Annotated in this window: 11 protein-coding genes; 8 read left to right on the top strand and 3 right to left on the bottom strand. The window is 73.1% G+C overall.

What is annotated here, in order from left to right; translation table 11 throughout:
• Nucleotides 1-15: 15 nt before the first annotated feature.
• From ACIBM5_RS25510 to ACIBM5_RS25475, 8 genes are all read left to right on the top strand, one after another.
• Complete coding sequence (locus ACIBM5_RS25510) at nt 16-987, top strand: FecCD family ABC transporter permease (protein ID WP_396009107.1); 972 nt, start codon at nt 16-18, stop codon at nt 985-987.
• Nucleotides 984-2,072: a FecCD family ABC transporter permease gene (locus ACIBM5_RS25505; RefSeq protein ID WP_396008946.1), complete on the top strand. Its 1,089-nt coding sequence runs from the start codon at nt 984-986 to the stop codon at nt 2,070-2,072. Before ACIBM5_RS25510 ends, ACIBM5_RS25505 begins: the two co-directional genes overlap by 4 nt.
• A gap of 367 nt (nt 2,073-2,439) precedes the next feature.
• Nucleotides 2,440-3,216, top strand: a complete 777-nt coding sequence (locus ACIBM5_RS25500; protein WP_396008945.1) for an ABC transporter ATP-binding protein — start codon at nt 2,440-2,442, stop codon at nt 3,214-3,216.
• A gap of 281 nt (nt 3,217-3,497) precedes the next feature.
• Nucleotides 3,498-4,877, top strand: a complete 1,380-nt coding sequence (locus ACIBM5_RS25495) for a lysine N(6)-hydroxylase/L-ornithine N(5)-oxygenase family protein (protein WP_396008944.1) — start codon at nt 3,498-3,500, stop codon at nt 4,875-4,877.
• Nucleotides 4,878-4,880: 3 nt separating this feature from the next.
• Nucleotides 4,881-6,275, top strand: coding sequence for an enterobactin transporter EntS (entS, locus tag ACIBM5_RS25490; RefSeq protein ID WP_396008943.1), 1,395 nt, complete (start codon nt 4,881-4,883; stop codon nt 6,273-6,275).
• Nucleotides 6,276-6,281: 6 nt separating this feature from the next.
• The gene (locus ACIBM5_RS25485; RefSeq protein WP_396008942.1) at nt 6,282-6,491 is read left to right on the top strand and encodes an MbtH family protein; all 210 of its coding nucleotides are present in this window, start codon (nt 6,282-6,284) and stop codon (nt 6,489-6,491) included.
• 12 nt (nt 6,492-6,503) lie between these two features.
• Nucleotides 6,504-6,926 carry an aspartate 1-decarboxylase gene (panD, locus tag ACIBM5_RS25480; RefSeq protein ID WP_396008941.1) on the top strand — a complete coding sequence of 141 codons (423 nt, stop codon included), beginning with the start codon at nt 6,504-6,506 and terminating at the stop codon, nt 6,924-6,926.
• A 178-nt stretch (nt 6,927-7,104) separates the two neighbouring features.
• Nucleotides 7,105-7,425: a DUF6191 domain-containing protein gene (locus ACIBM5_RS25475; RefSeq protein WP_396008940.1), complete on the top strand. Its 321-nt coding sequence runs from the start codon at nt 7,105-7,107 to the stop codon at nt 7,423-7,425.
• 33 nt (nt 7,426-7,458) lie between these two features.
• Here ACIBM5_RS25475 and ACIBM5_RS25470 read toward each other — a convergent pair whose 3' ends face one another.
• The 3 genes from ACIBM5_RS25470 to ACIBM5_RS25460 are packed head-to-tail and all read right to left on the bottom strand — an operon-like array spanning nt 7,459 to nt 25,943.
• On the bottom strand, nt 7,459-8,550 hold the full coding sequence (locus ACIBM5_RS25470) for an ABC transporter substrate-binding protein (protein ID WP_396008939.1): 1,092 nt from the start codon (nt 8,548-8,550) through the stop codon (nt 7,459-7,461).
• Nucleotides 8,551-8,556: 6 nt separating this feature from the next.
• Nucleotides 8,557-18,276, bottom strand: coding sequence for an amino acid adenylation domain-containing protein (locus tag ACIBM5_RS25465; RefSeq protein WP_396008938.1), 9,720 nt, complete (start codon nt 18,274-18,276; stop codon nt 8,557-8,559).
• A complete protein-coding gene (locus tag ACIBM5_RS25460) occupies nt 18,273-25,943 on the bottom strand; it encodes an amino acid adenylation domain-containing protein (protein WP_396008937.1) in 7,671 nt (2,556 codons plus the stop codon). Before ACIBM5_RS25460 ends, ACIBM5_RS25465 begins: the two co-directional genes overlap by 4 nt.
• Nucleotides 25,944-26,115 lie beyond the last annotated feature (172 nt).

The raw sequence follows: 26,115 nt of genomic DNA, 5'->3' as shown, positions 1-26,115 counted from the left end.
CGGCTCGCGCTGCTCGTGATCCTGGCCGTGCTGTTGCTCGGCGCACTGTTCGCATCCCTGGCCATCGGCACCCGCAACGTCGCGCCCGGCGAGGTGTTCGCCATGCTCGGCGGCGAACGCGCGGGTGACGCCGGGCTGATCCGCGACCTGCGGGTTCCCCGTACGCTCCTGGGGCTCCTGGTCGGCGTCGCGCTCGGCGTGGCGGGTGCGGTCGCCCAGGACGTGACCCGCAACCCGCTGGCCGACCCCGGACTGATCGGAGTCAGTGCGGGTGCGGCATTCGCGGTCGCGGCGAGCGTGGGGTTGCTCGGATTGACCGGATCGCACGGCTACCTGTGGTTCGCCTTCGCGGGCGCGGCGATCGCGGGCGCGATCGCCTATCTCGTGGGCGGCGCGGGCGTGGGCGGCGCGACGCCCGCCAAGCTCGCCCTCGCCGGGGCGGCGGTCAGCGCGCTGCTGGAGGCCGGCACCAGCGCCCTCGTACTGAGCGACCCCGGTTCGCTCGGTCGCTACCGGTCCTGGGCGGTCGGTTCGCTCGCCGGCCGGGACAGCGAAACCACGCTGTTCCTGGTGCCGTTCGTCGTGGTCGGCGTGTGCCTCGCACTGGGTCTGACCGGCCGGCTCAACGCGTTGGCCCTGGGCGACGAACTCGCCACCACGCTCGGCACCCGAGCGGGCACCACCCGGGCCCTGGGCGCACTCGCGGTGGTCGTGCTGACCGGCACGGCGGTCGCCGCCGCCGGACCGATCGTGTTCGTCGGCCTGGTGGTCCCGCACGTGCTGCGGGCCTTCACCGGGCCCGACGCCCGTTGGCTGGTGCCGTGTTCGGGGCTGGCCGGCGCGGTGTTGTTGCTGCTCGCCGACGTGATCGGGCGAGTGATCGCGCGCCCGACGGAGGTGGAGGTCGGCGTGGTCACCGCCTTCCTCGGGGCGCCCTTCCTCATCCATCTGGTCAGGCGCGGAAGAATCGGGGAGAACTCCGGATGAAGACCGCCCGGATCGAAACCGCCCGGCGCGTACCGCACATCGTGCGATGGGAGCGCGGTCCGCTCGGGATCGCCGTGCACCCGCGCACGCTCGTCGCGGTCGTCGCCCTGATCGCGCTGGTCTTCGGTGGGCTGATCGCGTCGTTGGCGTTGGGCGACTACCCGCTCGGATGGCGTGACGTGGTCACCGGCCTGTTCTGGGCCGGACCGGCCGATGCCGAGTTGGTGGTGCACGAACTCCGGCTGCCGCGCGCCCTGGTGGGGATGCTGGTCGGGCTCGCGCTGGGGATGGCCGGGGCGATCTTCCAGGCCGTGACCCGCAATCCGCTCGCCGGGCCGGACCTGATCGGGATCACAGCCGGTGCCGGCGCCGGCGCCGTCCTGGCGATCCTGTTGGGCGGCGTGAGCACGACGCGGTCGACGACCTACGGCGCGGTCCCGCTCGGCGCGCTGATCGGTGCGCTCGCGACCGCCGCGGCCATCTACCTGTTGGCGTTTCGTGGCGGCACCATCTCCGGCTACGGCTTCGTCCTCGTCGGCATCGCGGTCAACGGCATGCTGGCCGCCTCCACCCGCTGGATGCTCGCGCGCGTCGACATCGATGCCGCGACCCGGGCCACCTCGTGGCTGACCGGCAGCCTGGACGGACGCGAGTACACCCATGTGCGCTGGCTCGGCTATGCGCTCGTCGTGCTGGTGCCGGCCACCATCGCGCTCGCGCGGCCGTATCGCATGCTCCAGTTCGACGACGACACCGCCGCGAGCCTGGGAATGCCGGTCACCCGCTCGCGGATCGCCCTGCTCGTGCTGGCCACCGCGCTGACGGCGGCGGCGACCGCGTGTGCGGGACCGGTGGTCTTCGTCGCGCTCGCCGCCCCGCAGATCGCCCGCAGGTTGGCCGGCACCCCCGGGCTGCCCCTGGTCGTCAGCGGCCTGGTCGGAGCGGCCCTGGTGGTCCTGGCGGACGTGGTCGCACGAACCGCGTTCCCCACCGAACTCCCGGTCGGCATCGTCACCGGCGCCGTCGGGGCGCCGTACCTGCTGTGGTTGCTCGCCCGGAACAACCGGGCCGGAAAGGGAGGCTGACGTGGGTTCCGCGCCAGAGCAGACCAGGCCGACGGGGCACCCGGACGGCACGGAGCCGACCGAACCGACCGAACCGACCGGGTCGAGGCCACCGATCGCACCGGCCACACCGACCCGACCGACGAAACCGAGCGTCTCGTCCCGCTCGACCGAACCGACCGAACCGACCGAACCGACCGAACGGACCGAACCGACCGAACGGACCGAACGGACCGAACATGCGGAGCACATGAGGCAACACCGCGAGTCGGCGACGCAAGACGAGGCCCGGGCTCCGAAATCCGGCCCCGTGTCGACTCTTCCGCACACGTCCACCACTCCCGGCTCCCCCACCGCCCCGGCGACATCCCCCACGCCCGCTCCCGGGATGAGCGCCGAAATGCTCACCCTCGGCTACGGCGAGCGCGTGGTCGCCCGAGACCTGGACCTCGACATCCCCGCAGGCCGGGTGACCGCCCTGGTCGGCCCCAACGCGTGTGGAAAGTCCACCGCGCTCCGGGCGCTGGCCCGATTGCTGAAACCGCGTCAGGGCACCGTCCTCCTCGACGGCGAGAGCGTCGCCCGCTTGTCCGGGCGGGACTTCGCCCAACGACTCGCGCTGCTCCCGCAGTCGCCGACCGCCCCCGAGGGCATCACCGTGCGCGACCTGGTCGCCCGCGGTCGTACGCCCTACCAGCGCTGGTGGCGACAGTGGTCCTCCGCCGACGACGCCGTGGTGGACGCCGCGCTGTCGGCCACCGGCGTGGACACCCTCGCCGGACGAGCCATCGACGAACTCTCCGGCGGCCAGCGCCAACGCGTATGGATCGCCATGGCATTGGCCCAGGACACCCCGGTGCTGCTGCTCGACGAACCCACCACCTACCTCGATCTGGCCTACCAGGTCGACGTGTTGGAACTGGTGGCCGAGTTGGGGCGGGCCGAAGGCCGCACGGTGGTGATGGTCATCCACGAGCTCAACCACGCGTGCCGGTACGCCGACCACCTGATCGCCATGCGCGACGGCCGCGTGGTCGCCGCCGGACCACCCGCCGAGGTCGTCACCCCCGACCTGGTACGGGACGTATTCGACCTGCGCGCCGCAGTGATCGAATGCCCCATCGCCGGAACCCCCTTGGTCATCCCCCTCGGCGGCCGTCGCTAGTGCGCCCGGCGGAACAGGGCCCGGAGCCGCGCCGCAGGCGGGCCGCGAGCTCGCCCGCGTCGGGGGCCCGCGCCCCAAAGCGCGGTCCGACAGCAGGAGTTCACCCTCGACCCGGTCGGACCCCGCAGCCTCCGCGATTGGGCACACAAGCAGGTCGGGGAAGCCGGAACACCGGCTCCGACCTCTGGTCACATCCAATGAAGTTAGGTTAGCCTCGCCTATGGAAGGCCGTAAGTGCTCTGTGTGCCCTTCGAGGCCACCACCCGGAAGGGACACGTGCATTGACCTCATCTCGGCACGACGGAAAGACCGTTCACGACCTCGTGGGGGTCGGATTCGGGCCTTCGAACCTGGCGCTCGCCGTCGCGATCGAGGAGCACAACGCACTCGCCGCCCCGGACCACCGGATGGACGCGCTGTTCCTGGAGAAACAGCCGGCCTTCGGCTGGCACCGCGGCATGCTCGTCGACGGCGCGACGATGCAGGTCTCGTTCCTCAAGGACCTGGCCACGATGCGCAATCCGACCAGTGACTTCAGCTTCGTCGCCTACCTGCACTCGATCGACCGCCTGGTCGACTTCGTCAACCACAAGGTGTTCTTCCCGCTCCGGGCCGAGTTCCACGGCTACCTCGAATGGGCCGCGGCCCGCGTTGCCCACCAGGTGCGCTACGGCGCCGAGGTCCTCGCGATCGAACCCGTCGTCACCGACGGCAGGATCACCGCCTTCGACGTCGCCGTCGCGAACGACCCGGTCGTACACCGCGCCCGCAACGTCGTCCTCGCCCCGGGCCTGACCCCGCACCTGCCCGACGGCGTCGGCACCACCGCGCGGGTGTGGCACAACTCCCGCCTCGTGCCCAACGTCGCCGCCCTCGACCCGGCCGACGTGCGCACCGCGGTGGTGGTCGGGGCCGGCCAGAGCGCCGCCGAGACCGCGGACTACCTCCACCGGCGCTTCCCCGACGCTCAGGTGCACGCCGTCTTCAGCCGCTACGGCTACTCCCCCGCCGACGACAGCCCGTTCGCCAACCGCATCTTCGACCCCGGGGCCGTGGACCACTACTTCGAGGCGCCCGAGCAGGTCAAACGCCAACTGACGGAATACCACCGCAACACGAACTACTCGGTGGTGGACGGCGATCTGATCGAAGAGCTGTACCGGCGCGTATACGAGGAGCGCGTCCAGGGCCGGCAGCGCCTGCACATCCGCCACGCCACCCGGGTCGTCGAGGTCCGCGAGGATCCCGAAGCCGCCCACGTGGACGTCGAGTTCCTGCCCACCGGCAAGACCGAGACGCTGCGCGCCGACGTGGTCGTGTACGCGACCGGCTACCGCCCGGGCGACGGGCTCGCCCTCCTGGGCGACACCGCCGACGCCTGCGCACGCGACGAGTACGGGCGCCCCCGGCTGGGCCGCGACTACCGCGTGGTCACCGAACCCCCGCTCGACGCCGGGATCTACCTCCAGGGCGGGACCGAGCACACCCATGGCCTCGGCTCCACGCTCCTGTCCAACATCGCGGTCCGCGCCGGCGAGATCCTCGCCTCGATCGACGACCACACCGGCCCGGGCCCCGCCCCCGAGGCCGAGACCGCGCCCCCAACCATGACGGGCACCGCCACCGCGCCCGGCCCGGTCACCTCCTCCCGACAGGGCTGATCCGTGCGTCTGGGCGAGATCGCGGTGGACGTCACACCGCTGCGGGCCAACCGCGACTTCCGACTGCTGTTCACCGCGACCGCCCTGTCCATGCTCGGCACCGCGTTGACCTCGGTCGCCGCGAGCATCCAGGTGTACGACCTCGGCAACTCCTCGCTGCACGTGGGGCTGGTCAACCTCGTGATCGGCGTCAGCCTGTGCGTGGGCCTGCTGGCGGGCGGCGTCCTGGCCGACCGCACCGACCGGCGCCGACTGATCCTCGCCACCCGGGCCGGCTCCGCCGTCGTGGTCCTGGCCCTGGCCGGCAACGCCCTCGCCCCCGAGCCGCAACTGTGGTTCGTCTACCTCGCCGCCATCGCCGCAGGCATCGCCGGCGGCCTGGGCGCGCCCGCGCTGATGGCCGTCACCCCCGCCCTCGCCGGACGCGAACACCTGGCCGCGGCGGGGGCGTTGCTCACCCTGACCACCCAGTTCGGCGCGATGGTGGGTCCCAGCCTGGCGGGCCTGATCGCCGCCGGCCCGGGCGTCGCGGTGTGTTACCTGATCGACGCGGCCGGATTCGTGCTCGGCGCGGCCCTGCTGTGGCGGCTGCCGCACCTGCACCCCCGGCCCGACGAGGAGGACGCCGACACCGACCACGCCGCAGCGCAACACCCGGTGCGGGCCATCCTGGACGGCCTGCGGCACGTGCGCGCGAACCGGGTCATCCGCGGACTCATGCTCGTCGACCTGGCCGCCGTCGTCCTGGCGATGCCGTACGCACTGTTCCCGGAGATGGGCAACGAGGTGTTCGACGGCGGGCCCACCGCGGTCGGCCTGCTCTACACCGCCCCCGCCGTGGGCGCCTTCCTGGGCGCACTGGCGAGCGGCTGGATCGGCCGGGTCCGCCGCCCCGGGATGACCCTGATCGTGGTGGCCGCGCTCTGGGGCGCGGCGATCGCGGCGTTCGGCCTGAGCCGGCACCTGTGGCTGGGCCTGCTCCTGCTGGCCCTCGCGGGCGGCGCCGACACGATCTCCGAGATCCTGCGCCGCGCACTTCTCCAGCACCACACGCCCGACCGGCTCCAGGGCCGGGTGGGCAGCCTGTGGCTGGCCCAGGCCACCGCGGGCCCGGCCACCGGCAACGCGCTCTCCGGCGGCGTCGCCAGACTGCTCGGCCCCGGAACCACCCTCGTGGCGGGCGGCGTCGCGTGTGTCGCCGCGGTCCTCGCGGTCGCCGGCGCGCTGCCCGCACTGCGCGCCACCGGACCGACGTCCGCGCCGATCGCGGACGAGACACCGACAGCCGGCCCGGCCCGGACGCCGGAGGCGCCCGACCGGGTCCCCGCCGCCGACCGAACCCCCACCGACTCCCCCGCCGGCCCGCCGACGACGAACACGACGACCACGAAAGGCTGAACCGCCGTGACGAACCCCTTCGACGACGACTCCGGGACGTTCCTGGCCCTGCTCAACGACGAGGGCCAGTACTCGCTGTGGCCCGCGTTCCTCGACCCGCCCGACGGCTGGCGCACGGAGCACGGTCCCGCGTCCCGAGCGCGATGCCTGGAACACATCGAGAACCATTGGACCGACATGCGACCGCGTTCCCTCGTCGCCGCCACCGAGAACTGAGCGGGAGCACCGGTGTTGCGCACGCTGCTGAGCGGCAAGATCCATCGGGCCCGGGTGACGCAGGCCGATCTGCACTACGTCGGATCGCTGACGGTGGACGAGGACCTGCTGGACGCGGCCGGAATCACCGAGAACGAGGTGGTCCAGGTGGTCGACATCGACACCGGGGCGCGCCTGACCACGTACGCGATCCCCGGCCCCCGCGGCAGTGGCGTGATCGGCGCCAACGGGGCCGCCGCGCGGCTGATCCACCCGGGTGACCTGGTCATCGTGATGGCCTTCGTGCTCCTGGACGAGACCGAGATCGCCGGACACCGACCCCGCGTCGTGCACGTCGACACGGACAACCGCATCATCGCCCTCGGCAGCGACCCCGCCGAGCCGGCCCCCGGCATGCCGGGCCAGATCGCCGGTACCACCATCGCCGTGCTCTGACCCGCCCCACACCTCGGCAGGGGCCCCGACTCCGCGGCGCGGCAGCGGGTCGAGGCCCCGGGCGCATCGCCCGCCTCTCGGCGATCACCCGGCCCGACGAACCCCCCGGGCTCGGACGAGAACGGAAGTCCTCCTGAAGGGGCATGCGGATTCGCGCCGTGCGTTCGATACTCGAATCATGCAACTCGTCGTCTTCATGGCCTTGCCCACCCTGGTCGTCGTGCTGACGTTCGTGGCCATCGTCGATCAGCTACTGCTGCGCGCGGGCCGGGCCGGGCTGTTGCCCTGGCGCAACAGCGTGCGCCAGGGGCAGATCTCGGCAACCGGCTTCGAACAGCTGCACGCAACGTTCTCGCCGGGAAAGCAGCACGAACTCAAGGAACGCCGGACGGCGCTCATGCTGCGCGACGACGAGGAGGACGGGGCGCCCCCGAACCGCACGACCGTGGACCTCGACCGCGGAACGGCCGTCGTCCGCCTGCCGCACACCGACCGGTGACGGCGCCCCCATCCGCGGGTACGTCCGCCGCGCTCAGCTCTTCGCGGCCTGCGCCGCGACGTCCACCCGCGGCATGATCTTGTCGACCACGTACTCCACCGCCAGCGGGGTGGGTGCGCGCAGGGCCCAGAAGTCGTTGGAGTCCAGCGGCACATACGACCCGCGCTTGACCACGTTCAGTTTCGCGAACTGCGGATTGCCCTCGATCGCCTTGCGCAGCACGTCGTCGCCGTTGTAGTTGCTCAGCAACACGCCCACTTCGAGCACGTCCAGCCGCTCCATGCTCAACTCGGCCGCGAATCCGGCCCCCGGCAGGCCCGCCAGGTTGTCCGGGAAGGTCATCCCGAACCCGGCGAGCAGCTTCACCGACGTGTCGGAGCGATCCTTGAGCACCGCTACCGTGCCCGCGTTCTGCGCATTGGTCAGCGCGAACGACTTGCCGGCGATCGCCGGATGGCGCTTGGCCACACCGGCGACCTTGGCCTCCAGGTCGGTCACCAGCTTCTCGGCCTCGGTGGACTTGCCCAGTGCCTTGCCCACCTGCCGGGTCACCTGCTGCCAACTGTCCTGCGAGGGACCGGTCTCGAACGCCGTGGTCGGCGCGATCTTGCTGAGCTTGTCGTACTCCTGCTCGACCCAGTAGTCGGTGTTCGCCAGGATCAGGTCGGGCTGGAGCGCGAGCACCTTCTCCAGCGGCGCGCCGTTCTCGCCCATCGTGATGATCTGCGGCTTGTCCCCGCCCAGCTTGGGCTTGGCCCACGGAGCCACCCCGTCCGGCGGGGTCGTCTCGACCATGCCGGCCAGCTTGGTCGCCAGCGCGAGCGCGGCGTCCTGATCGCCCTCGCCCAGCGCGACGATGCGCTTCGGCGCCTTCTTGATCGTGGTCGTGCCCAGCTTGTGCGTGATGGTGATCGGATACGTCGGCGCCGCCGCCCCGCCCGCCCCGGGAGAGGCCGGCGCCGGGGCAGGGCCGCTCCCGGCGGAGTCCTTCTTGTCGTCGCCGTCGCCACAGGCCGCCAGGCCCAACACGAGGGCCGCGGCTATCCCGGCCGCGGCGAACCGGCCGGGGCCGGAGCGGCCGGCGGTGTGCCGGCGGGCGAAGGCCGGCGCTGCGAATGTTCGCATGATGGATCAGAGCCTCTCTCGGTGTGGTGCGTCCAACCGTCGGCGTACGCGCGGGCCCCACTGGTCCACCGCGGCCGAGGTCAGCAGATCGTCGTGCGCGTGGTCGACGATGTGCTCGTCGACCACGCCGAGAACGTGCGCCGCCCAGGCCCGGCGGCCGGTGCGCTCGGCGTTCCCGCGCGCGGCCACGCACAACACGTCGCCGCGAAAGGCCGGGTAGGGCTCGGCGGGCGCGAGGTGTTCGTAGGCGACCCGTGTGCGCAGCAGTGTCGCGACCAACTCCTCGCCCAGCGCGCCGGCCGGGTCCACCCCGCCCGGGGTCGCCCGCAACAGCTGCGCCCGCGCGGCCTCCTCGCCGAACCCGTTGCCGTCGGCAGCCGTGTCGGCGCTCGATCGCGGCGCGGGCGGCTCCGCGTCGATCAGCACCAGCAGGTCCACCGACTCGCCCGCGCGCTGCAACTCGGCGGCCAGCGCATACGCGAGTTCGCCGCCGAAGGACCAGCCCAGGAGCGAGTAGGGGCCGTGCGGCCGGACCGTGCGCATGCTGCGCAGGTGCTCGGCGACCACGTCCTCGAAGCGGGCCGGCGCCGGGGCCCCGGACAACATCGCGGACTGGAGGCCGTACATCGGCCGCTCGGCCCCCACGTGCGAAAGCAGCGTCGTGTAGGGCCAGGCGAACCCGAATCCGGCGTGCACGCAGAACAGCGGCGGGAGTTCACCGCCCGCACGCAGCACCGCGACGGGCGCGGTCGGGTCGTCCGCGTCGCCGCCGGCGCGCAGCCGCTCGGCGAGGTCGGCGACCGTGGGCGCGGTCAGCACCGCGGCGACGGTGACGGTGTCGGCGTCGCGTACCGGGCAGGCGGCCCGGATCGCGCCGACCAGGCGGACCGCGAGCAGCGAATGTCCGCCGAGAGTGAAGAAGTTGTCGTCGATGCCCACCCGGGGCAGGTCCAACACGTCGGCGAAGACCCGGCACAGCACGGCCTCGACCGTGTCCCGAGGGCCTCGGTCGGTGACCGCGGCGGCGAAGTCCGGCTCGGGCAGCGCGGCCCGATCGAGTTTTCCGTTGACGGTCAGCGGCAGCACCTCCAGCGGCACGAACGCGCTCGGGACCATGTAGTCCGGCAGCCGGGCCGCGGCCCACGTGCGCAGCGACTGCGATCGGGCTCCGCCGACCACGTAGGCGGTCAACCGCGACCCGTCCGCACTCGGCACGACCGCGGACCGCAGTACGTCGGGGTGCGCATCCAACACACTCTGGATCTCGGCCGGTTCGATCCGGTGGCCGCGGATCTTGATCTGGTCGTCGGTGCGGCCGAGGTAGTCGATGATGCCGTCCGGGCGGCGCCGGGCCAGGTCGCCGGTGCGGTAGAGCCTGGAGCCGGGCGGCCCGAACGGGTTCGCGACGAAGCGGGCCGCGGTCGGCGCGGGGCTGTCGAGGTAACCGCGGGCGAGGCCGATCCCGGTGACGTACAGCTCGCCGGGCACGCCGACGGGCACCGGTTGCAGGTTGGCGTCGAGGATGTGGGTGGCGGTGTTGAGGATCGGCCGGCCGATCGCGGGCGTGGCACTGTCCTCGGTACCGGCCCCGAGGGTGTTGATGGTGTATTCGGTGGGTCCGTACAGGTTGTAGCCCAACACGCCCTCGGTGTCCCGCAACCGGTTCCACACCGCGTCCGACACCGCCTCGCCGCCGAGCAGCACCAGACACGGCCGATGCCCGCCCTGCGCCGGGTCGCCGTCGACCAGGCCGAGGTCGAGCAGATGTTGCGCGTAGGTGGGGGTGACGTTGACGACGTCGATCCGGTGGCGGTCCACGTACCGGGTCAGCGCGTGCGCGTCACGGCGCAACTCCTCGTCGCAGACGTGCACTTCGTGCCCCTCGACCAGCCACAACAACTCCTCCCACGACATGTCGAACGCGAACGACACCGTATGCGCCACCCGCAACCGCCGCCCCGCCGCGGCCACCACCGGATCGAAGATCTCCCGACGGTGGTTCACCTGCATGTTCGTCAACCCGCGATACGGGGTCACCACACCCTTGGGCCGACCCGTCGAACCCGACGTATAGATCACATACGCCGGATGCTCCAGGCGCCGCGCATCCCCCCGCACGAAATCCGGACGCTCCGCATCCGTCGGATCCGCACCCGACAAACCCGCCAACTCCGCCCGCACCGACGCATCGTCAAGATCGACGGTGTTCCCGGGCACGGTCACGTCACCGGCGGTCAGCACGCAGACCGGCCGGGTCTCGTCGACCATCCACGCGATGCGCTCGTGCGGCAGGTCGCGCTCCAGCGGCAGGTAGGCGGCGCCGGTCTTGAGCACCGCGAACAGGGCGGCCACCATGTCCGCGGTGCGCGGCAACGCCAGACCCACCACCCGCTCCGGCCCCGCCCCACGCAACCGCAACAACCGGGCGATCCGATTCGACCGCTCGTTCAACTCCCGATACGTCCACACCAACGGCGCCGCACCATCCGGATCCTGCACCACCGCCACCACATCCGGAACCGACGCCGCCCGCTCCTCCAGCAAATCGGCCACGGTGGCGTCGGGGATGGGCAGTTCGGTCGCGTTCCACTCGTGCACGATGCGCGCGCGCTCCGCCGCCGACAGCAGCTCGTAGGCGCCCACGCGGCGGTGCGGGTCGGCGGTGACGGCAGCGAGCAGGCGCAACAAGCGCTCGGCGAAGTCCTCGGCGGTGCCGTGGTCGAACAGGTCCGCCGCATACTCGATGCCCAACTCGACCGCGCCGTCGGGCACGGCCGCGAGATCGGTCTCGCGGAAGACGAAGTCGAGGTCGAACTTGGCGGTCGGCGGGGTGAATCGTGCGCCGACCGGTGCGATGTCGCCGAAACGCACCTCGCCCACGCCCTGGTTCTGGTAACCGACCATGACCTGGAACAGCGGGTTGCGGCCGAGCGAGCGGGCCGGGTTGAGCTCCTCCACGAGGCGCTCGAACGGCAGGTCCTGGTGGGCGAAGGCGTCGAGGTCGGTGTCCCGCACCCGGGCCAGCAGTTCCGCGAAGGTCGGGTTTCCCGTCACGTCCGCGCGGATCACCACGGTGTTGACGAAGAATCCGATCAGCTCGCCCAGTGCCTCGTCGTCGCGTCCGGCCACCGGGCTGCCCAGTGCGATGTCCGTACCCGCGCCGAGCCGGTGCAGCAGGGTCGCGACCGCCGCCTGATAGAGCATGAACGCACTCGCGCCGGCAGCCGAGGCGACGGCGCGCACCCGGTTCGCGAGTTCGGCCGGGATCAGCCGTTCGACGGTGCCGCCGCGGTAGCCGGCCACCGTGGGGCGCGGGCGGTCGGTGGGCAGCCCCGGTTCCTCCGGCAGCCCGGCCAGGGCCGTTTTCCAGTAGGCGAGTTGGCGGGCATAGCGACAGGCGGGGTCGGCCGGGTCGCCGAGCAGGTCGCGCTGCCACAGGGTGTAGTCGGCGTATTGCAGCGGCAGTGGCTCCCACGCGGGCGCGTGTCCGGCGGCGCGTGCGGTGTAGGCCGCGGCGAGGTCCTGCGCGAACGGCCGGATGGACCATTCGTCGATCGCGATGTGGTGGAACACCGCGAGCAGCACGTGTTCGTCGGGACCGACGCGGAAGACCGTGGTCCGCAGCGGCAGTTCCGTGGCCAGGTCGAACGGGCGTCGGGTGGCCTCGGCAACGAGCCCGGCCAGGCTCTCCTCGGCTCGCCCCACCGGCTCGGCGGCGGCAAGGTCGACGAACTCGACGACGGCCCGGGCGTGTTCCGGTTCCAGGATGTGCTGGTACACGTCCGTGCCGCTCTCGGTCACCCCCTGCGCCGCGACGCACAGCGTGCGCAATGTCTCGTGACGGTCGGTCACATCCTGTACGGCCGCGTGGAGAGCTTCCCGGTCCAGGTTTCCGCGCAGCCGGACCGCGATCGGTTCGTGGTAGGCCGCGCTCGCCGTCTCGAACTGGCCGAGCAGCCACAGCCGCCGCTGCGCGAACGACAGCGGCACCCGGTCGGGACGCACCCGACGCGTGACGGCCGGACGCAGCGGCTCGGCGTCGGGTGCGTGTGCTCCGGCGCGTTCGGCGAGCAGTGCGGCCAGTGCGGCGGTGGTGGGGGCGGTGAAGACGTCGCGGATGGCGATCTCGACGCCGAGCGCGCCGCGGGCCTTGGCGGCGAGTCGGGCGGCCAGCAGGGAGTGGCCGCCGAGGTCGAAGAAGTTGTCCTCGGCACCGATGTCGGCGACGCCGAGCACGTCGGCGAACAGGGCGCTCAGCGCGAGTTCGGCGGCGCCGGCCGGTGGGCGGGTGGTCGTGCGGCCTGCGCCGGCGTCGGGCGCGGGCAGTGCGCGGCGGTCGAGTTTGCCGTTGACGGTGAGCGGGAGGCGGTCGAGCGGGACGAATCCCGCGGGCACCATGTACTCGGGCAGCCGTTCGCGCAGGTACGCGCGCAGTCGGGGGACGAGGGTTCCCGCCTCGCGCGCGGCGGCCGGGTGGTTGGCGTAGCCCGACGGGTCGGCGCGACCGGCCCCGGTGGGCACGTACGTCCCCAGCACGCCGTGCTCGGCCGCGTCGCCGGCGGTGAACACGGCGTCGAAGGCGCCGGGGCCGCCGGCCGACCAGGTCGTGGCCACGGTGTAGCCGAGTTCGGCGCCGAGCGTGTGCAGCGCCTCGGGTTCGACCGCCGCGTCGCCGGCAGCCCGCTCGGCCTCGGTGCGGGCAAGCCGGGCCCGGGCCGTGCTGCCGCCGTTCGCCAGGACGCGCTCGGCGGCGAGTTCGCCGGCGAGGCGGGCGTTGGGCACGCCGCGCAGGCGCAGCGCCTCGGGGCGATCCGTGGTCAGTCGGCGCACGATCGCGTCGGTTCCGGTACCGGCGTTCCACGCCAGGGTCGGTACGTCGGTGAGGTCCGTGGCGCGGGCGCCGCCGGTGCGGCGCAGGACGGCGTCGTAGCGGTGTCGGGTCAGTTCGTTGTGCAGGTGTCCGCGTTTGATCCGCAGGTCGACCCCGGCGAGGTCGGGCAGCAGATCGGCGAGGCCGGCGAAGTAGTCCGGGTCGACCAGGAGTTCCTTCTCCATCAGGACGGCACGTTCGATCGCGGCGCGCACGGTGGCGTCGTCGGTGTCCGGGGTCGTCTGGCCGAGTCGGATCGCGCTGTGGAAGGTGCGGGCGAGTCGTAGATTGCGGATGTCGCCGAGGAAGACCGCTCCGCCGGGGCGGACCAGGCCGACGGCTCGGCGCAGGACGTCGGTGAGGTAGTCCAGGCTGGGGAAGTACTGGGCGACCGAGTTGATCACGACCGTGTCGAAGAACGCCTGGGGCAGGTCGTCGAGTTCGTGTGCCGGGGCGGTGCGCAGTTCGACCTTGGCGGCGAGTTCGGGGTCGCGGGCCAGGTCCGCGCGCAGCTTCTCGACGACCGGTGCGGCGAAGTCGGTGGCCCAGTAGCTCTCGCTCGCGGGCGCGAGTTCGCCCAGGAGCAACCCGGTGCCGACGCCGATTTCCAGGATTCGGGACGGGTGCAGTTCGGTGATGCGGCGTACGGTCTCGGCCCGCCATTCGCGCATGTCCGCGAGCGGGATCGGTGCGCCGTCGTAGCTGCTGTCCCAGCCGGCGAAGTCCTCGGTGAACACGGCCGTGTCGATGACGGTGTATTCGTCGGCGTAGATCTGCCGCCACTGGGCGAGGTGCTCGGCATCGGCGTGGGCATCGCCGGTGCCGGCGGTCTCGGGGACGAGGTAGGCGGTGAGCTGTACGGCGCCGTCCGGGCCGGTGGTGGGTACGACCGCGCTGCGGGCCACCTGCGGGTGGGCGTCCAACACGCTCTGGATTTCCCCGGGTTCGATCCGGTGGCCGCGGATCTTGATCTGGTCGTCGGTGCGGCCGAGGTAGTCGATGATGCCGTCCGGGCGACGCCGGGCCAGGTCGCCGGTGCGGTAGAGCCTGGAGCCGGGCGGCCCGAACGGGTTCGCGACGAAGCGGGCCGCGGTTTGTCCGGGGTCGTTGAGGTAGCCGCGCGCGAGCCCGATGCCGGTGATGTACAGCTCGCCGGGCACGCCGACGGGTACCGGTTGCAGGTTGGCGTCGAGGATGTGGGTGGCGGTGTTGAGGATCGGCCGGCCGATCGCGGGCGTGGCACTGTCCTCGGTGCCCGCCCCGAGGGTGTTGATGGTGTATTCGGTGGGTCCGTACAGGTTGTAGCCCAACACGCCCTCGGTGTCCCGCAACCGGTTCCACACCGCGTCCGACACCGCCTCGCCGCCGAGCAGGACGAGGGCGGGTCGATGGCGTCCGGCGGTGGGGTCCGAGTCGAGGAGACCTTCCTCCAGGAGGTGCTGGGCGTAGGTGGGAGTGACGTTGACGACGTCGATCCGGTGACGGTCCACGTACCGGGTCAGCGCGTGCGCGTCACGGCGCAACTCCTCGTCGCACACGTGCACTTCGTGCCCCTCGACCAGCCACAACAACTCCTCCCACGACATGTCGAACGCGAACGACACCGTATGCGCCACCCGCAACCGCCGCCCCGCCGCAGCCACCACCGGATCGAAGATCTCCCGACGGTGGTTCACCTGCATGTTCGTCAGCCCGCGATACGGAGTCACCACACCCTTGGGCCGGCCCGTCGAACCCGACGTATAGATCACATACGCCGGATGCTCCAGGCGCCGCGCATCCCCCCGCACGAAATCCGGACGCTCCGCATCCGTCGGATCCGCACCCGACAAGCCCGCCAACTCCGCCCGCACCGACGCATCGTCAAGATCGACGGTGTTCCCGCCGACGGTGTCGCCGGCGGTGAGCACGCACACGGGTGCGGTGTCGTCGAGCATCCAGGCGGTGCGGTCCGCGGGCAGGTCGCGTTCGATGGGCAGATAGGCGGCGCCGGTCTTGAGCACCGCGAACAGGGCAGCCACCATGTCCGCCGTGCGCGGCAACGCCAGACCCACCACCCGCTCCGGCCCCGCCCCACGCAACCGCAACAACCGGGCGATCCGATTCGACCGCTCGTTCAACTCCCGATACGTCCACACCAACGGCGCCGCACCATCCGGATCCTGCACCACCGCCACCACATCCGGAACCGACGCCGCCCGCTCCTCCAGCAGATCGGCCACGGTCAGTTCCGGTACCGGGTGCGTCGTGCTGTTCCAGGTATCGACCACGCGCCGGCGTTCGGCCGGCGCGAGTACGTCGATGCGGGCGCAGGCCCGGGTGGGGTCGTCGGCGAAGGCTGCCAGGATCCGCAGGTAGCGTTCGGTGAGCACTTCGACGTCGGCCCGGGCGAAGGCGTCGTCGTGGTACATCGCGCGCAGCCGGGTCACCTCGCCGGGGGTGATCACCACGGACACCGGGTAGTGGGTGGCGTCGCGGACGCCGTGGCCGAGCACGCGCAGGGCCGCGTCGGGGCCGAATCCGCGGTTCTTGTCCGGCAGGGGCAGGTTCTGGAACACGAAGAAGGTGTCGAAGAGCGGGCCGGCGCCCACCATCGCCTGGAGTTCGCTCAGGCCCAGGTACGGATGGTCGTGCAGGTCCGTCTTGTCGTCCTGGGTGCGCCGCCACAGGTCGGCGATCGACTCGTGCGGTGCGAGGCGCACGCGTACCGGGACGGTGTTGAACAGCACGCCGACGGTCGTCTCGATGCCCTCGACGTCGGGGTGCCGGCCGGATACGAGTGCGCCGAAGACGGTGTCGTCGCGTCCGGTGAGCCGGCCCAGCAGCAGGCCCCAGGCGCTTTCGTAGAGCGTGCCGACGGTGACGCCGGCCTCGCGGGCACGGGCCGCCAGGCGGGTGGCGAGGGCGGCGGGAACCTCGCGGTGGATCTCCCCGGCCGAGGCCGGGGTGGCGTCGTCGCCGGGCGGGCGCGGGCCGGCCAGGAGGGTGGGCTCGGTGACATCGCCCAGGTACGCGGACCACGCGTCGCGGGCGGCGTCGTGGTCGCGGGTGCCCAACCAGCGCAGGAAATCCCGGAACGGGGTGGTGGGTCGCGCGGCTTCGGCCTCGGCGTCGGTGTAGAACTCCAGGAGCGAGGTCAGTGCGAGGCCGCCGGACCAGCCGTCGAGCAGGGCGACCTGTGAGGTGAGCAGGAGTCGGTGGCCGTCGGAGGAGGTGCGGGCCAGCGCGAAACGGATCAGCGGCGGGCGGGCCGGGTCGAACGGGATCGCCCGTTGGGCATCGGCGAACGCCTCGAACGCGGCCTCGACGTCGGCGACTTCACCGTCATGGCCCGCTTCTCCGGCTCCGGTGAGGTCGGCGTAGGCGAACGGCACGGCGAAGCGCTCCGGCACCACCTGCACGGGTCCGTCCTCGGTGCCGACGAAGCCCGCGCGCAGGTTCGGGTACTTCTCCAGGACCCGGCGCGCCGCTTCCGCGAGCCGGTCGGTGTGCACGGGGCCGGTCAGGAACAGCACGGCCTGCTGTACGTAGATGTCGCGGGCCGCGCCGTCGAGCATGAGGTGGAAGAGCAGGCCCTCCTGCAGCGGGGACAGCGGCAACACCTCGGCCACGCCCGCCCCGCCGATCGCGCGGTCGAGCGCGGCCTCGTCGACGCGGGCGGGCACCTCGCTCGGGGGCGGGACGGCGTCGCGGAGGGCCGGGAGCAGGGCGCCCCGCCAAGCCCGGAGCAGGGCTGCGACGTCGAGTTCGGGCAGCGTCTTGGGATCGGCGACCACCCGCAGTGCGATCCGTCGCCCCGCTCCGGTGGGCGAGTGGTCGACCCACACGTCCAGGCGCAGCGGATAGCGCGAGAAGGAATGCCCGTCGCTGTCGCGGTCGTGCGCGAGCAGGGGGTCGTCGCCGAGGTCGGTGTGTCCGTAGGCCAGGAGCACGCCTGCCTCGGGCGCGTCGGCGAGAGCGCCCGAGGTCTGCTCCGCGAGGTAGAGCGCGATGCCGAAGTCGGCCGCGCCGCGCGGGTCGGCGGGCAGCGCGTCGGGGTCCCCCGGTCCGGCCTCCAGCAGGGCGGGGAAGACGCGTCGCAGGTCGCCGACGGTGTGCGCGAAGCGCCCGCCGTACCGGTCGCGGTCGTCCTCCGCGACGTCCAGGTACAGCGGTCCGGGGGCTAGCTCGCCCAGCACCTCGGCCACGCTCGCGGCCAGGATCGTGCGCAGCGGCGTGTGCGGGGCCAACGCCTGCGCCTCGGTGGGGAGTTCGAGGATTTCGGCGACGGCGACGGGAGGCGTGTCGGGGATGCCGGATTCGCCACAGGCCCACGGCGCGGACGCATCCAGCTCGTCCACCCGGTCCATCAGGGTGAACCAGCGGGTGGCGCGGTCGAGCAGCTGCGGGTCGGCGGCGTCCAGGGCGACGGCGGCGGCGTAGTCCGCGGTGGTCGCGGGCTCGGGTCCCATCGGTGCGCCGCGCAGTCCCGCACGCAGTTCGGCGGCGAGGATGCGCCACGAGGTTCCGTCGGCGATGCCTCCGGGCAGTGCGACGACCAGGAGTCCCGGGCGGGTCGGGCCGCGATCCACCCACGCGGTGGCGGGTGTCGCCGCCACGCGGGCCACTCGGGCGGTGGAGCGCCGGGCGTCCGCACCGACGGTGAAGGTGCCGCACCACGCCGTGGGCTCGTCGGTGCGCAGGCATCGATGTCGGGCCAGTACCTCGGTCGCACGCAGGTGTGCCGTCTCGGCGGTGATCTCGGGCGGGGCGACCATCGCCCGCACCGTGGGTGGCGCGTGCTCGAACGCCTCGCGCCGCCACAGTCCTGCGGGGGTGTGGGTCGGGCGGTCGTTCGAAGGGTTGAGGTCGCTCACGTCGTCCGCCCCGGGTCCGTGTTCGGTGTGGTCGTCTCGCTGTCGGTGATGGTCCTCGCGCCCGGGACGCGGGCACGCGTCTCCGCGGCCCAGGTCGCGAGCAGGCGGCGGGCGTCGTCCGCGTCGACGGTCGGTCCGGCGCACAGGGTGAGCCGGCATCGGGGTCCGTGCTCCCCTGCCGCCACGGCGATCGCCGCGTCCAGGGGCCAGCGCGTACTCACCGCCGAGGGCACGTCGTCGGCCCACCCGTGGGCGGGCGCGTCCCGCAGCACGATCTCCGCGCGGGCGACCCGGCCCAGCACCCGGGCGCCGGATCGGCTCGCGTAGCGCACGCGGGTGTAGCCGGCGCCGCGCAGGTCGGCGGCGGACAGGTCCGGCGCGGGTCCTCCCCGGGTGGCGGCGAGCGGGTAGGCGTAGGCGAACGAGCCCACCGGGGGCGCCGATTCGGGTGCCCGGAGCCGATGTGGGTCCACGATCCGGTCGATCAGCAGCCGGTCGACGTCGGGGGTGCGGGCGTGCAAGGCGGCCAGGAACGCCTCGCCGGCGGCGGCTCGGACGGCCTCGATCGAGGCGGCGGCCTCGCCGCTGCCGTCGCCGGGCTCGGGATCGCCGCAGGCGAGGACGGTCGCCAGGAACAGCGTGCGGCCCGAAGCCGTGCCGCGTACCGCCGGGGCCGGCACCGCGTCGCGCAGTTCCTCGGCCCACGTCGTCTCGTCCGCCTCGACCGGTGCCACCTCGACCCGCTCCGGGGCGGACATCTCGGCGGGCGGGGCCGGTGTCCGCGGTCGCTCCTGCCCCAGCGCGGCGGCCAGTTCGTCCGCGACCCGTTCGACCGCCGCGGCGTCCAACACGAGCGCGTGCGCCACCACCAGCAGCCGCCCGGGCGTCAGGGTCACCGCCAGTGTCGGTCCGCCGGTGACGTCCAACTCGGCCATGGCCCGTTCGAGTTCCCCGGCCGTATCCTCCGGCGGGCCGGCCACGACGCGCACCCTCGGGTTCGCCTCGGCGACCGAGGTGGTGCGCCACAGCCGCTTGCCGACCGTCTCGATCCGCAGCCGCAACATCGGGTATCGGCGGTCCAGTTCGGCGACGATCCCGGCCAGGGGGCGGTCCCGGCCGGCCCCGACCGGGCGGACCGCGCACACGTGGTGGCCGTTCGGCCCGGTCCCGCCGTCGCGGAACACGTGCGACAGCGGCGGATCGGCGAGCACCCCCGGTGCGGTCGGAGCCGCCTGCGGGTCCTCGCGTCGGGCGACGCGGGCGAGCGCGCTCACGCTCTGGTGCCGGAAGACGTCCTTGACGGTGAACCGCAGCCCGATCGATCGGGCCTTGCCGGCCACGAGCGTGGCCCCGATGCTGTCGCCGCCCAGCGCGAAGAACCCGTCCCGCACGCCGACCCGCTCCACCCGCAGCACCTCGGCGAAGATCCGGGCGAGTTCGGCCTGTGCGCCGTCGCTCGGCGCGGTGTCCGGGGTATGCGGTGCGACGCGGGGGTCGGGCAGCGCGGCGCGGTCGAGTTTGCCGTTGGGCAGCAGCGGCAGCGCGGGCAGGACCACGATCGCCGCCGGGACCAGGTGTTCGGGCAGACGATCGGCCAGTTCGCCGCGCAGCGCCTCGGGATCCACGTCGGCCGCCGGCGCGGGCACCACGTGGGCGACCAGGATCGGCGCACCGGTCGGCCCGGGCCGGGCACCGACCACGGCAGCGGCCAGATCGGCCCGAGCGGTCAGGTGCGCCTCGATCTCGCCCGACTCGATGCGCACGCCGCGCAGTTTGACCTGGTGGTCGGTCCGGCCGAGGTAGACGAGTGCGCCGTCGGCGCGCCGGCGCACCAGGTCTCCGGTGCGATACATCCGGCTGCCGGGAGGTCCGTACGGATCGGCGACGAAGCGTTCGGCGGTCTGTCCGGGGCGGTGCAGGTATCCCTCGGCGAGTTGCGCGCCGGTCAGGTACAGCTCGCCCGGCAGCGCGATCGGCGTGGGTCGCAGCCGGTCGTCGAGGACGAGGGCGCCGGTGTTCCACACCGGTCGGCCGATCGGCACGGCGTCCGCGTCGAGGGCGCCTGCGGGGTTCCACGCGGTGGCGGTGATGGTGGCCTCGGTGGGCCCGTAGGTGTTGTGCGGCGTCGGGCCGAGCAGCCGGGCGCTGCGGCGGGCGGTGGCCGGCGGCAGCGCCTCACCGCCGCACAGGAGCAGTCGCAACGACGTGATGCGCGGGGCGGACGCGGCTTCGACGGCGTCGAGTACCGCGTCCAGCATCGGCGGGACGAAGTGCGCCACGGTGACCGCGTGGGTGTGCACGAGCGCGGCGAGGTGGGCCGGGTCGCGGTGGCCGTCGGGTGCGGCCAGGACGACGGTGGCGCCCTCGCACAGCGGCCAGAACAGCTCCCACAACGACACGTCGAACCCGATCGGCGCCTTGTGCAGCACGCGGTCGGCGGGGTTGAGCGCGTACTCGCCCTGAACCCAGGCCAGTTGGTTCGCCAATGCTCCGTGCGAGACGAGCACGCCCTTGGGCCGGCCGGTCGAGCCGGAGGTGTACAGCACGTACGCGGGATGCGCGGCCTGCGGCGGCGGCATCGGGCGCTCGGCGGCGTCGGGCTCGGCCGGGTCGTCGCCGATCACGAAGACCGGCCGTCCCCAGGGTCGTTGCGCGTGCGCGGTGTCGGTGAGCACGAGTGTGGGCCGTGCGTCGGCGATCGTCTCGGCCAGGCGTGCGGGCGGGTCGTCGGCGTCGAGCGGTACGTGGGCCGCCCCGCTCGCGAGCACCGCCAGGAGGGCGACCACCAGGTCGGGCGAGCGCGGCAGCGCGACGGCGACCAGGGTGTCGGGCCCGGCACCGGCGCCGATCAGCCGCCGGGCGTTCGCCTCGACGCGGGCGGCCAGCCGGCCGTACGTGGTCACCGTGCCGTCGGCGGCGATCAGGGCGGGTGCCTGCGGGGTGCGCCGGGCCCGGGAGGTGAAGCGTTCGACCACGGTGGTGGTGGGCACGTCGTGTGCGGTGGCGTTGACCTCGTGCACGAGCAGCCGACGTTCGGCGTCGGTGAGCAGGTCCAGGCCGCTCAACGGCGTGTGCGGGTCGGCGAGCACGTGCGCGAGCAGTCGGTGCAGCCGCTCCAAAAGCGCGACGACGGTGGCGTGTTCGAACAGGTCGCATGCGTATCCGGCGTGGATCCGAATGTCGTCGTCGGCCGATTCCACGAACCGCAGGTCCAGATCGAACATCGCCGCGCCCGTGCTCGGTGCGAAGGGTTCGGCGTGCGTGTCGGGCAGCGCGAGGTCGATCTCCTCGGCGCGGTGATGGGTCAAGGTCGCCTGGATCAGCGGGTGTCGGGACAGGGTGCGGGTGGGCCGCAGTCGATCCACGACCCAGTCGAAGGGCACGTCGGCGTGCGCGAAGGCGGCCAGGTCGGCGTTTCGGGTGCGGTCGAGCAGTTCGGCGAAGGTCGGGTCGCCGCCGACGTACGTGCGCAGCACGACGGTGTTGACGAACAGGCCGACCACGCCGTCGAGATCCTCGTCGGTGCGCCCGGCGACGGGTGCGCCGAGCAGGATGTCCTCGCCCGCGCCGAGGTGGTGCAGGACGGCGACGACGGCGGCGTGCAGCGTGGTGAACACGCTTGTGCCGGTGGCGTGCGCGAGGCCGCGCAGGGCGTCGGCGAGATCGGCGGGCAGGGTGTGCTCGGCGCTCGCGCCGCGGTGACCACGCTCGGCGGGGCGCGAGCGGTCGGCGGGCAGCGCCAGTTCCTCCGGAGCGTCGCGCAACACGGCTGCCCAGTAGTTGAGTTGGCGACGTGTCAGATCGGTGGGCGTGTCCCGCGTGCCCAGGATCGCGCGCTGCCAGGCCGCGTACGCGCCGTGTCCGGTGACCGGTTCGGGACGCGGCGGCGGCTTCGTCCCGGCCGAGCGCGCGACGTAGGCGGCGGAGAGGTCGGCCAGCAGCGGTCCGAACGACCAGCGGTCGGCCGCGCTGTGGTGCAACACCAGGGCCAGGACGCTCTCCCCGTCGGGGGCGCCGACGAACAGCGCGGCCCGGACGGGTGGATCGACGCCGATGTCGAAGGGCCGCTCCGCGAGGGCGGCCACCTCGGCACGGACCTGCTCGGGCGATCGGGTGTGCGCCGCCACGACGGCGCAGTGCATCCCGGCGTGCGCGGCCTCGGGCGTGAGCACCTCACGCACGGGTGTTCCGTCCGCGCCGGGCACCAGCAGGGTGCGCAGGCTCTCGTGACGCGTGACCACGTCGTACAGTGCCGCGCGGAGCGCCCGCGGGTCGAGCCGGCCGCGCAGCCGCAGGCCCAGCGGCAGGTTGTAGGCCGCGGACGGCCCGCGCACCTGTTCCTCGAACCACAGGCCGATCTGGGCGAAGGACGCGGGTGCCGGGCTCGGTACCGCGATCTCGCGCACCCGGGGGCGCACCGGTTCGGCCGTGTCGACCAGGCGGGCCAGTGCGGCGGGTGTGGGTGCGTGGAAGACGTCGGGCACGGCGAGTTCGACCGCGAAGGTACTGCGCAGCCGGTTCGCCAGCCGCGCCGCGAGCAGCGAATGGCCGCCGAGGGCGAAGAAGTCGTCGTCCGGGCCGATGTCGTCCGCTGCCAGGCTGAGGAATTCGGCGAAGATCGTGCACAGTTCGCGTTCGCGCCCGTCGGCCGGCGTGCGCTTCGGCGCGGTGGACGTCTGCGGGGCGGGCAGCGCGGTGCGGTCGAGCTTGCCGTTGGGGTTGAGCGGGAACGCGTCCAGCACGACGTATGCGTCGGGCAGCAGGGCTGCGGGCAGGCTGCGGGCGAGGTCGGCGCGCACCGCGTCGATGTCGATGCGGGTGCCCGGGGTGGGCACGAGGTAGGCGCACAGGGCGGTGCCGGAGCGGATCGCGACCACGAGCGCGCGGGCGATGCCCGCGTGCCGCAGCAGGCGGGCTTCGATCTCGCCGGGTTCGATCCGCACGCCGCGGATCTTGATCTGGTGGTCCGCGCGGCCCAGGAACTCCAGTTCGCCGCTCGCTCGTCGGCGCACCAGGTCCCCGGTGCGGTAGAGCCGGGAGCCGGGCGGCCCGTACGGGTCGGCGACGAAGCGTTCGGCGGTGGCGGCGGGTCGGCCGAGGTAGCCGCGGGCCAGGCCGTCGCCGGCGAGGTAGAGCTCGCCCGGGACGCCGATGGGCACGGGGCGCAGCGCGGCGTCCAGGACGCGGGCGCGGGTGCGGGCGATCGGCCGGCCGATCGGCACGGTCGGTGACGCGGTGGCGCTGCTCGGGGTGTGGATGTGCGCGAGGCTGTCGCCGGCTGCTTCGGAGCAGCCGTACAGGTTGACCACGGTGGTGTGCGGTCGGCGGGCGACGACGGCGTCGGCCAGGGCCTTGGGCAGGGGTTCGCCGGAGCAGATCCAGGTGTGCACGCTTGCCAGGGCGCCGGGCGGGGCGGTGTCGAGGAGGGTCTCCAGCAGGCTGGGGACAACGGTGAGTACGCCGGCGCCGCTGCGATCGGCGAGTTCGGTCAGGCGCAGCGCGTCGCGGGCGGTGGCGTCGTCGGCCAGGACGAGCGTGTCCCCGGCGATGAGGGCGCCCAGGAGTTCGGTGCTGCCGTCGATGAAGGCGAGCGCGCTCTTGGCCAGGCGCACGCGGCTCGCGCCGGGCCCGGGCGGCAGCGCGGTGCGACCCCAGCGCAGGCGGTTGGTCAGGGCGCGTTGGGTGCCGACGACGGCCTTGGGGCGGCCGGTGGAGCCGGAGGTGAAGACGACGTAGGCGGGCGTCTGCGGGTGGATCGGCGGGCGGGCCGGGGCGGCGTCGGCGAATGTGGCCGGGAGGTCGTCGAGGCGCAGGACGGGGGTGGTGTCGGTGGGCGGGGTGTAGTCGGCGCCGCAGAGCAGGAGGTCGGGCGCGGCGTCGGCGAGCATGGCGGCGATGCGCTCGGACGGGTGGGTGCGGTCGAGCGGCAGGTAGGCGGCGCCGATGCGCAGGATGGCGAGCAGGGTCGCGACCAGGTCGGCGGTGCGCGGCAGGGCCAGCGCGACGACGGGTTCGCCGTCGGTGCCGCGCGGATGCAGGGCGTTGGTGAGGGCGGCGGCGATGTGCTCGGCGCGGGCGTCCAGGTCGGCGTAGGTCCACGTGGTGTCACCGGCACGGACGGCCGGGGCATGGGGGTGCTCGCGGATGACGGCCTGCACGAGTTCGGCGACGCCTCCGGCGGGGAAGTCCTCGATGTCGTCGGCGGGTTGCTCGGGCGCCTGGTCCGGCGGGGTCGCGTCGAGCAGGGCCAGGGGTGTGTCGGGCCGGGCGAGTGCGGCGGTGAGCAGGGTTTCCAGGTGGGCCAGCAGGCGTTCGATCGTGTCGGGCTCGAACAGGGGTGTGCGGTAGGTCGCCTCCACAAGCAGGTCCTCGTCCCGGAGGAAGCCTTCCAGGGCCAGGTCGAACTGGGTGGTGCCGTTGTGCACGTGGCGCCAGGAGGTGTCCAGACCGGGCAGGTCGAGATCGCCGAGGTCGCGGGTGAGCAGGCCGAACATCACGTCGAACAGCGGTGGTCGGCCCGGCCTGCGCGGTGGTCGGATCTCGTCCAGGACCCGGTCGAACGGCACGTTCCGGTGCTCGAACGCGTCGGTGCACACGTCGCCGAGCCGCGCGGTGGCCTGACGGAAGGTCAGTTGCCGGGTTTCGTCGGAGAGATCGGCGCGCAGCACGACGGTATTGCCGAAGTTGCCGATCAGTTCGGCGGCGTGCGGGTCGGTGCGGTCCATCACGAGCGTGCCGATCGGCAGGTCGGTGGCCCCGGTGTGGCGGCGGAGCAGCTCCGCGAACGCGGTGAGCACGACGGTGAACGCGGTGACGCCGCACCGGGCGGCGAAATCGCGGATGCGGGGCGGTATTTCCGGGGCCAGTCGGCGGGTGCACCGGCCGCCGCGTTCGTCCGGGGCCGGTGTCCTGGGACCGTCGGCGGGCAGGTCGGGCGGGAGCGGCGGCGGGGTCAGCCGGGCCCGCCAGAACTTCGTGCCGGCCTCGTCGGGGGGCCTGCCGTGCGCCCATGCGGCGATGTCGGCGTACTGCACGGCGGGCGCGGTCGCGGTGCGGGTGCCGTCCGGGCCGGCGGCGCGGCGGTAGAACGCGGCGAGGTCGCGCGCGAGCACGCCCCACGTTCCGCCGTCCCACGCGATGTGGTGCACGACCTGCACGAGGGCGTGGTCCGCGGGCCCGAGGGCGAGGAGTTCGTAGCGCACGGAGTGTTCGCGGGCCAGGTCGAACGGGCGGGCGGCCAGGCGCCGGGCGACGCGCTCGGCCTCGGTGTCCCGGGCGCCGGCCGGCAGTCGGGTCAGGTCGCGGACCGGCAGCGGATTGTCGGGCGGTTCGGCGATCGTCTGGTACGGCACGCCGGTGGCGTCGGCATGGTAGGTGGTGCGCAGGACCTCGTGGGCGCACAGGAGTTCGCGGGTGGCCACGCGCAGTGCGCCGACGTCGAGCGGGCCGCGGATGCGGATGAGCAGGCAGCCGTTGTAGGACGTGCTGTCCGGGTTGGCCTGCTGGTGCAGCCACAGGCTGTGTTGCACGGCGGACAGGGGTGCGGGGGTGCTCCGATCGCGGGGGCGGATGCCGTCGGCTGGGGTGTCCGGTTGTACACCCGCTTCGGCCAGCAGTCGCCGGATCAGCTCTCGGCGGCGTTCGTCGGCCGGGTTCGCACTCGTCAAGTCCGGGCCCCTTCGGCGCCGACTCCGGGGAGCCGCGCGTTCTCGAACAGTCGAAAAGCCTTGCCTGACTTAGGTTTGCCTACCCTATATTTGTGACGCCGGAGGCGAGTGTCAAGAACGGGTCGCCCGGGCGACCGCCCACTCGCGTCCCGCGGACCCTTTCGCGATCGAA

The organism is Embleya sp. NPDC050493 (assembly GCF_044458105.1).
Taxonomy (GTDB): Bacteria; Actinomycetota; Actinomycetes; order Streptomycetales; family Streptomycetaceae; genus Embleya.
The sequence above is the reverse complement of the archived record's forward strand: the minus strand, read 5'-3'. Positions and strand labels throughout refer to the sequence as shown.